We start from the raw sequence: 12,056 nt of genomic DNA, 5'->3' as shown, positions 1-12,056 counted from the left end.
TTACGCGGTTTCGAGCGCTTCCATCTGGCTGAGGAGTTCGCCGGCGTAGCCGGAGAGCCGCTTTGCCGCGTCGGTGATTGCAAGAAGAGGTGGCCGACCGCCGACCGTGGTGACGACCAGTTCGGGGTCCGTGAACCGGAATGCCTGTTTGCGCTGCGCCACGTCCACCTGCGGATCGTGGATGAGTTCTGCGGCGAGCGCGTCGATGTAGGTGTTGCCTTCGCCTTCAAAGAGGATCCGGGCCCTGTCGTCGGTCAGCTCCAGGAGTTTGAGTTTCATGGCCATACGCACCTATGTTTTGGTTCCGGGAGGGGTATATAAGTATTGTATGGCGGATCCCATTCCACCTTCGCGTCTTGCATTACCGCCCCCAACCATACCAGAGACCAACGCCCGGGCAACACGGTTTATCACCCGCCGCTCCCATACCTACAGGAGAGGCTACATCATGGAGATCGCGTTCACCAAACTGCAGGGAAACGGCAACGACTTTATCCTGATCGATGAGCATAACGGCGAGGTCATTCCCGAGGAGATGAAGGGAGCGTTTGCGGCGCTCTTCTGCGACCGCAGGTTCGGCATCGGCGCCGACGGCATTCTCTTCCTCCAGGCATCGGAGGCGGCCGAGATCCGGATGCGGCTCTTCCAGCCCGATGAGAGCGAGGCCGCGATGTGCGGGAACGGTATCAGGTGCCTCGCGAAGTACGCCTACGACGCCGGCTACGTGAAAGAGTCCTGCTCGGTCGAGACCGGGGCGGGGATCGTTCAGGTCTCGGCAGGCTACGCCGACGACGAGTTCACCGCGACGATCACGATGCCTGAGCCCGCATTCGAGCGGAACGGCATCCCGGCCGTCGGGAACGGCGAATACAGAGAGGAGATCCGGGGTTTCACCGTCTATGCCGCGAACACCGGCGTTCCCCACGCGGTTGTCTTCGTGAAAGAAATAGGCGCAGTCGAGATCGGCATTGTCGGCCCGGCCATCAGGAACCACCCCACCTTCCCCGAGGGCGCGAACGTCAACTTCGTTGAAGAGGCCGGCAACGACACGATCCGGATCCGGACGTTCGAGCGCGGCGTCGAGGACGAGACCGAGAGTTGCGGGACCGGCGCGACGGCGTCCGCCGCGGTCGCCCATCACCTCGGCAAAGTTGGGGATACGGTGCTTGTCGAGACAAAAGGCGGCCCGCTCGTGATCCGGTTCGGGGAGGCCGTCACGATGGAAGGCCCCGCCGAGACGGTCTTTACCGGTGTTATACCGTTCTGATCCCGTCTTCGGTGATCACGAAGTCGAACGAGAGCCCTTCCGGCCGGGACCGGTGCTTCCGGAGCATCGCCCGCCGGACGCTATCCTTCTTTTCAAGCCGTATGATGGCCTTCGAGAGGTGTTCGAGCGCCGTTCCCCCGAGCCCCGCCACCCGCTCGCGCTCCACATCCATATAGATCTGGTTCGTGATCAGGACGGGGATGTCGTACTTCTTTGCGAGCCCGAGGAGTTTGATCATGTGGTGCGAGAGTTTCCGTATCGCCTCCCGCCCGAGATCGAGTTCCGTCCGGTAGAGGGCGGTGGCCGAGTCCATCACCAGCAGCCCCACGGGGGCGTGGCCGTTCTTGAGCAAGCCTTCGGAGTCGGCGATCATCGTCCCCTGCTGGGCGAAATCGAGCGGCTCGAAGAGGTAGAGCCGGTCGGCGAGCGTCCCGGCGTTCTCCCCGGCGATCTGAGCGAAGCGCTCCACCGAGAACCCTTCGGTGTCGATGTAGACGACCGAGTTCCCGGCCCGGAGGCAGGCCACTGCCGCCATCAGGCAGAGGGTGCTCTTGCCGCTCGCAGGCTCGCCGTAGATCTGGGTGATCGCCCGCCGCTCGAGCCCGCCGCCGAGCAGGTCGTCGAGGCACTGGCTTCCCGTGCCGACCCGGTCGGTCTTCATGGTTCGAGCACACCCCGCTCGACGAAGAGACGGCGTGCTGCCGCCTCGACCGTTCCGGCGACCTCACGGAACGGGAGTCCGGTCTCCCGTGCGCACGCCGCCGCCTGTTCGTACTCCGCCTTGAACGATACGATCTTCCCTCCCGACCAGCCGCACTTCACGTCGATCGTCGTCTCCTTGCCCCGGATGGTCACCGTGACCGGCTCGATAGTTCGTTCCGCGACGGCCCGGTGCACCATCGGGATGCACCGTATCCCGAGCGTCCCGAGTTCCCGCGCCATCACCCCTACGAGGCGGTCGGTCGCGTCGGGGCGGCAGACCACCCGGACAAGGTGGCCGCTCCGCCCCTTCTTCATCATCACGGGAATGGCGCTTGCGTCCCGGGCCCCTTCTTCCATCAGGCAGCCGATCGTGTAGGCGAGAGCCTCCCCGGTGACGTCGTCGACGTTCGTCTCGAGGATGTCGATCCGGTCGCCTCCGGAAGCCTCTTTTGTAGAGAGGAGCATCGACCGGAGGACGTTCGGCCTTGCCGGGGGGTTCCTGCTCCCTGCCCCGTAGCCGACCGCCCGGATGGCCGCAGCGCCGAGGTCTTCGGGCCGGACGGTCGAGAACTCGGCGAGGAGGGCGGCCCCCGTCGGGGTGCAGAGTTCCCGCTCCTCGTCCCCGGGAACCGTCACAAGATCCGACCCGGCGAGGATTGCGATCGTCGCGGGAGCCGGGACGGGGAAGGTGCCGTGGGCGCCGACCGCAAATCCCCGGCCGAGTGCGACCGGGCGGACGGCGACACCGCCGGGGGCGAGGGAGTGCAGGGCGGTGCAGGCTCCCACCACGTCGGCGATCGCGTCGTCCGCACCCACCTCGTGGAAGTGCGCCCCCTCTCCGTGGATACTCTCCTCGGCCCGGTGTATCCGGAGGAAGACCCGCCGCGCCATCTCCCGGGCAGGGGCGGGAGCGTCGCTTCCGGCCACCCGGTCGAGCACCTCGTCGAGGGTGCGGTGATCGACCGGGGCGTGCGTTCTCACCCGGACGGCCCGGATGCCGGAGCGGTCTACCCGTTCTATTGTCGGTTCGCCGACGACGGAGCGCATGGCTGCCCGGACAAGCCCTTCGTCGGCCCCCAGATCGAGAAGGGTTCCGATAATCATGTCGCCTGCGGCTCCGTTGAACGGATCGAAGAGAAGTACGTTCATGCGCCTCCAGTACTTATAAATCCCCGAAATATAAGAACTAGAGGTAATGCCCGAGATATACTTGAAGGTAGATAGCGCTTATCCGGAGGATCAGGGGGCAGGCAAGGCACGGCTTGACCCTGATACCATGTTGCAGCTCAGGCTCAACCCGGGAGACCTCGTTGCTATTGAAGGGAAGCGTCGCACCGTAGCCAAGGTCTGGCGCGCCATGGTGAACGACTGGCACCAGGGCAAAGTCAGGATCGATAATTTTACCCGGCTCAATACCGGTGCGAGCATCGGCGACCGGGTCAAGATACGAACGCTCGACGAGGAGGCCGAGGCGAAACGGGTCGTGCTCGCGCCGCCCGAAGACCTCCCCAAACAGCTCCCCATCAACTATGGCAGCGTCGTCAACAAACTGATCGACTTTCCGGTCGTCAAAAACGACTCCGTCCCCATCCAGGCCGGGCTTCCGTTCATGCAGCCCCAGCTCGTCGCGTTCAAGGCCGTGGTGGTCGAGCCGGAGAACGCCGTGATCATCACCAAAAACACGAAGATCGAGTTCTCCGAGAAGCCTGCGGCCGGGTTCGAGGGCGTCAAAAGGATCAGCTACGAGGATATCGGCGGTCTGAAGGGCGAGTTACAGCGGGTCCGCGAGACGATCGAACTGCCCATGCGCCACCCGGAGATCTTTAGAAAGCTCGGTATCGAGCCGCCGAAGGGCGTTCTCCTCTACGGGCCGCCGGGGACCGGGAAGACCCTGATTGCAAAGGCGGTCGCGAGCGAGAGCGGAGCACACTTCATCTCGATCGCGGGGCCGGAGGTGATCTCGAAGTACTACGGCGAGAGCGAACAGCGGCTCCGGGAGGTCTTTGAGGATGCACGGCAGCACGCTCCTGCGATCATCTTCATCGACGAGCTCGACTCGATCGCCCCCCGGCGCGAGGAGGTGACCGGGGAGGTCGAGCGGCGGGTGGTCGCCCAGCTCCTGACGATGATGGACGGGCTCGAGGAGCGGGGTCAGGTCGTGGTGATCGGGGCCACGAACCGGCTCGACGCCATCGATCCCGCCCTCCGCCGTCCCGGGCGGTTCGACCGGGAGATCGAGATCGGGGTGCCCTCGGAGGACGACCGGATCCAGGTTCTCCAGATCCACACCCGCGGCATGCCGCTCGCGGACGACGTGGCGATCGCCGACGTCGCCCAGCAGACCCACGGGTTCGTCGGGGCGGATCTCGCCGCACTCGCCCGTGAGGCGGCTATCAAGGCGCTGCGGCGCTACCTCCCCGAGATCGATCTCGAAGCCGACGAGATCCCGCCGGAGATCCTCGAGAAGATGGAGGTGCAGGCCAGGGACTTCCGCGACGCTCTCCGCGACGTGGGCCCGAGCGCGATGCGGGAGATCCTCCTCGAGGTGCCCCACACCGCCTGGGAGGATGTCGGGGGGCTTGAGGAGGCGAAGCAGGATATCCGCGAGGCGGTGGAGTATCCGCTCACCCGGCGGGAGCAGTTCGAGAACCTCGGTATCGAACCTCCGAAGGGCGTCCTCCTCTACGGGCCGCCGGGGACCGGGAAGACCCTGATTGCAAAGGCCGTCGCGAGCGAGAGCGGGGCGAACTTCGTCCCGGTCAAGGGCCCCCAGCTCCTCTCGAAGTGGGTCGGCGAGAGCGAGCGGGCTGTCCGGGAGGTCTTCAAGAAGGCCCGGCAGGTGGCGCCGTCCATCATCTTCTTCGACGAACTCGACGCTCTTGCCCCGGCCCGGGGTGGCGGCACCGAGTCGCACGTCATCGAGAGCGTGCTAAACCAGATCCTCACCGAGATCGACGGTCTCGAGGAACTCCGGGGCGTCGTGGTGATGGGCGCGACCAACCGGCCGGATATGGTCGACCCGGCGCTGCTCCGGCCCGGGCGGTTCGACCGGCTCGTCTACATCGGCGAGCCCGGACGGGACGACCGGGCGAAGATCCTCGCGATCCACACCAGTTACATGCCGCTCGAGGGCTCGACGATGGAAGACCTCGTGGCGATGACGGAGGGGCTCACGGAGAACGATCTTGAAGACCTGGTTCTCGCCGTGGGAGCGAACCGTCAGGTGAGCGTCGAAGACGTGAAGGAGCACCGTGCTGCGATTGCGTCGAGCGAAGACGAGGGGCTCGTGAGCCACGTCCGGCGGAAGAAACTCGTCGACCTCTTCGCGCAGCAGAAGATAGCCCTGGACGACCCGGCGAGAGATCAGCTCATCAAGAAGGTTGCAGCCGAGACCGAGGGGTTCGTCGGCTCGGACCTCGAGGCGCTCGCCCGTGAGGCGGCCATGCTCGCCATGCGGGAGGGTGCCGCCGTCGTGAAGCCGTCGCACTTTGAGAATGCACGGGAGAAGGTGCACGCGACGATGAACGAGCGGCTGCGGCAGTACTACGGGAAGGTGCAGCAGCACTTCAAGGGCGGGCTGCCGAAAGAGATCCAGCCCCCGGAATACCAGTGAGCGGTTATCCGGGGGGAGGGCCCCGCCCCTCATTTTGCGGCGATTTATTGCGCCGGAGTGCTTCTGCCGGCTCCCAAGATACTATGGAACTGGTAGCTCCGGTAGGACTACTATCCGAATCTGCCCAATCTACGTGCCTACGTGAGGCACGACCCGATCCTGGCAGTCGACCCGGGCCCGGAGGGATTTCAATCCACGTGCCTACGTGAGGCACGACCTGTGAGCAGCGCGACGACGATCACGATCTCAACCATTTCAATCCACGTGCCTACGTGAGGCACGACAACGCCCCTCCTGCCGTAGCGATCGCCCCACAGATTTCAATCCACGTGCCTACGTGAGGCACGACACAACCACACGCCGATCGAGATCGATCGCCTGATTTCAATCCACGTGCCTACGTGAGGCACGACGCTCCTCGGGGCCGACAGCTGGATACTCCGGACGATTTCAATCCACGTGCCTACGTGAGGCACGACGAACGCGGTCTTCGGATGGGACGAGATCTTGCAATTTCAATCCACGTGCCTACGTGAGGCACGACGGCGCCGTCCCGCGCCTCTACGACGCATTCACATTTCAATCCACGTGCCTACGTGAGGCACGACCGGAAACCGCGTGAGTCTGCAGTGCTGATTCAATTTCAATCCACGTGCCTACGTGAGGCACGACGGCGTGAATGTGGGGGAAGCCGCGTCTGCCCATTTCAATCCACGTGCCTACGTGAGGCACGACGATGATGCCAGGCAGCCGCCCGGCGGAGACGTATTTCAATCCACGTGCCTACGTGAGGCACGACGCATGTAGGGACTGCGGGATACGCCGGCCTTGATGAATTTCAATCCACGTGCCTACGTGAGGCACGACGGCGCCGTCCCACGCCTCTATGAGGCATTCACATTTCAATCCACGTGCCTACGTGAGGCACGACAGAGTATTTCAATTCCAACAATTATTACCAATATTTCAATCCACGTGCCTACGTGAGGCACGACGGGACGTATTGTATTCCACCTAATCCCTTATTTATTTCAATCCACGTGCCTACGTGAGGCACGACGCCGACCACCTGCCGCTAGACGAGTACGAGCCGCAATTTCAATCCACGTGCCTACGTGAGGCACGACCAGACTTGCCCGACCTCCCGAAAGATCACGCTATTTCAATCCACGTGCCTACGTGAGGCACGACGCAGGTATGCCCGGGTGAGATCGCAGGCGAGGCGATTTCAATCCACGTGCCTACGTGAGGCACGACTGCTCCCGGGGATATTCCCCGTGTCGAGCGTAGATTTCAATCCACGTGCCTACGTGAGGCACGACCAGCCGCCGCCGGCAGGCCCGTAATTGTTCCAAAATTTCAATCCACGTGCCTACGTGAGGCACGACGACTTTGCCAGGGCGCTGCAGGACCGGCCGCCCGATTTCAATCCACGTGCCTACGTGAGGCACGACCAAAGAGATGCGGGCGGCTATCATCGAGGGCCGATTTCAATCCACGTGCCTACGTGAGGCACGACATCACCGCCCTCAGCGGGATCGTCACCATCGAGGAATTTCAATCCACGTGCCTACGTGAGGCACGACCCGGAAAAGTCACCAAAGGAGCCTCAACAATGGATTTCAATCCACGTGCCTACGTGAGGCACGACTCCGGCAGGTATCGAGCCTCACGGAATGGAAAATTTCAATCCACGTGCCTACGTGAGGCACGACAGGGACAAAGACGGTCAGATCATTGAGCAGCAGAAATTTCAATCCACGTGCCTACGTGAGGCACGACCAGGGTCGCCATCTCGGCCGCGACGTCCTGGAGATTTCAATCCACGTGCCTACGTGAGGCACGACAGTGTATGCAGCAGAATTGAGGAGATCGAAGAAATTTCAATCCACGTGCCTACGTGAGGCACGACCAGCCAGGGGGTCGAGGACCTGTTCGCGCAGATATTTCAATCCACGTGCCTACGTGAGGCACGACTATTTATGCGGGTGATGCGAAATACATTATGGTATTTCAATCCACGTGCCTACGTGAGGCACGACATGCCGATATCGGGATTGCACGGGAGGTGCTGATTTCAATCCACGTGCCTACGTGAGGCACGACGGCACGACGCTCTCGGAGTTCGGGCTCGGCACATTTCAATCCACGTGCCTACGTGAGGCACGACATCAGGGCCGAACCCGTCGCCGCGCTCTACGAATTTCAATCCACGTGCCTACGTGAGGCACGACCCACGTCTCGTAGGGGATGCCGGCTGCGTGCTCATTTCAATCCACGTGCCTACGTGAGGCACGACGATCGCGCAAGCGAAGCGCACCATGCAGGCGGAATTTCAATCCACGTGCCTACGTGAGGCACGACGCGAACGAGTCCCTGAACCGGTATGCAGCGATCACATTTCAATCCACGTGCCTACGTGAGGCACGACCCCGCGATTGAGGTAGGCCGGTTGGCCGTTGAGATTTCAATCCACGTGCCTACGTGAGGCACGACCGGGCGGCTACGGGTTTGATGGCGGGCTAGCCGTATTTCAATCCACGTGCCTACGTGAGGCACGACCAGCCAGGGGGTCGAGGACCTCTTCGCGCAGATATTTCAATCCACGTGCCTACGTGAGGCACGACGCGGAACTCGACGCCCGGGAAGCGGCCTGGGAATTTCAATCCACGTGCCTACGTGAGGCACGACGTCCAGGTAGGCGCGGATCCCGATCGCGGTCTCATTTCAATCCACGTGCCTACGTGAGGCACGACCTTTGTCCACGCCACATCTGGGTAATACGCCTTATTTCAATCCACGTGCCTACGTGAGGCACGACCCTCTCCCCCTGGGGCACCTACCCCTACGGCGGATTTCAATCCACGTGCCTACGTGAGGCACGACCTTCAAGGACGGGATCCCGTTTGAAAACAAGGGATTTCAATCCACGTGCCTACGTGAGGCACGACGGCGAAGGGGAAGGCCCGGCTCATCAGCGCCATATTTCAATCCACGTGCCTACGTGAGGCACGACAGTATGCCGGGGTCTCGCTGCCCGGGTCCGGAAATTTCAATCCACGTGCCTACGTGAGGCACGACACGGTCACGCTGTGGATTGCGCCGGCGAGGGTATTTCAATCCACGTGCCTACGTGAGGCACGACAAGAGACCTGCGAGAAGTGCGGCTGTGCGGTCTCATTTCAATCCACGTGCCTACGTGAGGCACGACATGCACGGAGCACGACCGACGACTGCCGCTGGGAATTTCAATCCACGTGCCTACGTGAGGCACGACAGTTATGTCCGGTCATTCCTCAGCTACTTGCGCATTTCAATCCACGTGCCTACGTGAGGCACGACATGAACCCGCCGTACTCCCGGGGCAACATCGACATTTCAATCCACGTGCCTACGTGAGGCACGACAGTTATGTCCGGTCATTCCTCAGCTACTTGCGCATTTCAATCCACGTGCCTACGTGAGGCACGACGTCAACGACGATATCCGGCCGCGAGTATCCTGTCTATTTCAATCCACGTGCCTACGTGAGGCACGACGAGTTATGTCCGGTCATTCCTCAGCTACTTGCGCATTTCAATCCACGTGCCTACGTGAGGCACGACGACGATGATCGAGATCCCGGTATCGGCGTTCCTATTTCAATCCACGTGCCTACGTGAGGCACGACGTATTCGGTCGGGGTTAAGAATTGGATCCCGATATTTCAATCCACGTGCCTACGTGAGGCACGACTCGATGACAACGCCCCGTTCCAGTGCGCCCTCGGATTTCAATCCACGTGCCTACGTGAGGCACGACATCCACGACCTGCGTCCAGTCGCATTTAGCAAATTTCAATCCACGTGCCTACGTGAGGCACGACAGGAGCGCTTGCAGCGACGGCGGGGACTGAGAAATTTCAATCCACGTGCCTACGTGAGGCACGACTTGACGTCATCGGTATCGTCCGGGATCTCCGCATTTCAATCCACGTGCCTACGTGAGGCACGACCCCGATGCAGATCATCCTGGAGGCGACCGGGCAATTTCAATCCACGTGCCTACGTGAGGCACGACGATCTCACCGGCCATCCCGATGAACTGGGATGCATTTCAATCCACGTGCCTACGTGAGGCACGACCTGGAGTTCAAAGACCGACTATACCGGGATTTGATATTTCAATCCACGTGCCTACGTGAGGCACGACGGCTGCACAAGAAATGATCTCCATTCGTCGAACATTTCAATCCACGTGCCTACGTGAGGCACGACGTCAATGGAATCAACATATGCCTTCGCTCAATATTTCAATCCACGTGCCTACGTGAGGCACGACAGATTATCAAGCAGATCTTCTCCGAACTCATCGAATTTCAATCCACGTGCCTACGTGAGGCACGACCCGGGCGCCACCCCGACCCCGGACACCAGAACCGGTATTTCAATCCACGTGCCTACGTGAGGCACGACCCCATTCCGACGAGTTCCGGGAGTACATCGAAATTTCAATCCACGTGCCTACGTGAGGCACGACCTGTAGAACTCCAGCCGACCGGCGGTGGCATCCCATTTCAATCCACGTGCCTACGTGAGGCACGACCGACTTCCTGCCCAGTTACAAGCAACGCCTCTTCATTTCAATCCACGTGCCTACGTGAGGCACGACCTATATGGCAGCAACAAAGCAATTTCTCGTCGAATTTCAATCCACGTGCCTACGTGAGGCACGACCAGGAGGCCCGGGGCGACGGCACGCCCTGGTGATTTCAATCCACGTGCCTACGTGAGGCACGACATCGTCACCGTGCCCTGCAGCGGCTGCCGGGAATTTCAATCCACGTGCCTACGTGAGGCACGACACCATGATACGACAGATCCCACAGTCAGGTCAGTATTTCAATCCACGTGCCTACGTGAGGCACGACGCCGTAGCCCCATCGCCAAACTGCCAGAACCATATTTCAATCCACGTGCCTACGTGAGGCACGACGGACGACGAGGAAGAGCTCGAGGCGACGGTATATTTCAATCCACGTGCCTACGTGAGGCACGACCATAAAGGACGAGGACGGCCGCAAAGTTCTCGATATTTCAATCCACGTGCCTACGTGAGGCACGACGTTCATGATGACGGCGTAGTTCTGCTGCAGGATAATTTCAATCCACGTGCCTACGTGAGGCACGACGGCCGTCACCCGGACGCACCAGGAGCATATCGAATTTCAATCCACGTGCCTACGTGAGGCACGACGATACTGCGACGCGGAGCGGGCATGGTATATCTGGCATATCGAATTTCAATCCACGTGCCTACGTGAGGCACGACCTCGGGGCAGGGTCTACGCCCAACGCCCGCCTATTTCAATCCACGTGCCTACGTGAGGCACGACAGCCCGGGAGGCCGCGGAGGCCCCATGTATCTATTTCAATCCACGTGCCTACGTGAGGCACGACGGTGATCCCGCTGCAGGCCCGTAGGTCGTTCACATTTCAATCCACGTGCCTACGTGAGGCACGACTGCTCGGAAGGCGCTCACGAACGTTGCGCGGGAATTTCAATCCACGTGCCTACGTGAGGCACGACGACGTCCGGCCGCACCATCGCGACCGGGCTCATATTTCAATCCACGTGCCTACGTGAGGCACGACTGGTGCAGAGATGACGCCGAGAGGCCGCCCTATATTTCAATCCACGTGCCTACGTGAGGCACGACGGGGACTCCGCCGTGACCCAGGCAGCCAACTGGTCATTTCAATCCACGTGCCTACGTGAGGCACGACAAGCCGCCGGATCCCGCTGACCTTGATTGCATTATTTCAATCCACGTGCCTACGTGAGGCACGACGCGGAAGCCGGGGAGACTCCGACGAGACTGTTTCCCATTTCAATCCACGTGCCTACGTGAGGCACGACAGGAGACGAACCGGCCCGCATGGTAGTACAGTATATTTCAATCCACGTGCCTACGTGAGGCACGACACGTCCGGGTGCGCCATCGCAACCGGGATCATATTTCAATCCACGTGCCTACGTGAGGCACGACTCCCGCGTTGCTTCTGCTTTTTGGGCACTTAGTATTTCAATCCACGTGCCTACGTGAGGCACGACCCCCGCCGGTACAGACCCCACCACTCGCCCCGGTATTTCAATCCACGTGCCTACGTGAGGCACGACGTGGGAACTAAGCGCAAATGTCCCCTATGCGGATTTCAATCCACGTGCCTACGTGAGGCACGACGGATCTCCTGGCAACTGAGGGAGGGGCGGCCGTATTTCAATCCACGTGCCTACGTGAGGCACGACTTGTGCGTGGTATTTCCTAAGAGTTTTCACCGTATTTCAATCCACGTGCCTACGTGAGGCACGACGGAGATCGCCCGCGGGATCCGCGAAACCGGCGAATTTCAATCCACGTGCCTACGTGAGGCACGACCTGTAGACCCTGCGTAGATGTGCTTCTCGTAGCATTTCAATCCACGTGCCTACGTG

The 12,056-nt window shown here is 61.0% G+C and carries 5 protein-coding genes and 1 CRISPR repeat array (1 of these 6 only partly in view); of the genes, 2 read left to right on the top strand and 3 right to left on the bottom strand.

All coding sequences use genetic code 11. From position 1 onward, the window contains the following. Complete coding sequence (locus MchiMG62_RS12645; protein ID WP_244987847.1) at positions 1-285, bottom strand: DNA-directed RNA polymerase subunit L; 285 nt, start codon at positions 283-285, stop codon at positions 1-3. Between the two features lie 163 nt (positions 286-448). Here MchiMG62_RS12645 and dapF point away from each other — a divergent pair, with 163 nt between their 5' ends. Next, a complete protein-coding gene (dapF, locus tag MchiMG62_RS12640) occupies positions 449-1,267 on the top strand; it encodes a diaminopimelate epimerase (protein ID WP_221057270.1) in 819 nt (272 codons plus the stop codon). Here the strand turns inward: dapF and radB are convergent. Then, positions 1,254-1,928 (bottom strand): DNA repair and recombination protein RadB, encoded by a 675-nt coding sequence (radB, locus tag MchiMG62_RS12635; protein WP_221057269.1) that lies wholly within the window; start codon positions 1,926-1,928, stop codon positions 1,254-1,256. The genes dapF and radB overlap by 14 nt on opposite strands. Continuing rightward, positions 1,925-3,118, bottom strand: a complete 1,194-nt coding sequence (larC, locus tag MchiMG62_RS12630; protein WP_221057268.1) for a nickel pincer cofactor biosynthesis protein LarC — start codon at positions 3,116-3,118, stop codon at positions 1,925-1,927. Before larC ends, radB begins: the two co-directional genes overlap by 4 nt. A 46-nt stretch (positions 3,119-3,164) precedes the next feature. Here larC and MchiMG62_RS12625 point away from each other — a divergent pair, with 46 nt between their 5' ends. Next, positions 3,165-5,582 carry a CDC48 family AAA ATPase gene (locus MchiMG62_RS12625; protein WP_221057267.1) on the top strand — a complete coding sequence of 806 codons (2,418 nt, stop codon included), beginning with the start codon at positions 3,165-3,167 and terminating at the stop codon, positions 5,580-5,582. Positions 5,583-5,703: 121 nt separating this feature from the next. After that, a CRISPR array of direct repeats spans positions 5,704-12,056; the repeat unit is 32 nt; unit sequence ATTTCAATCCACGTGCCTACGTGAGGCACGAC (it continues 6,074 nt past the right edge of the window).

Origin of the sequence: Methanoculleus chikugoensis (genome assembly GCF_019669965.1) — an archaeon.
GTDB classification, from domain to species: Archaea; Halobacteriota; Methanomicrobia; order Methanomicrobiales; family Methanoculleaceae; genus Methanoculleus; species Methanoculleus chikugoensis.
This window is presented reverse-complemented; position numbering and strand designations above follow the sequence as displayed.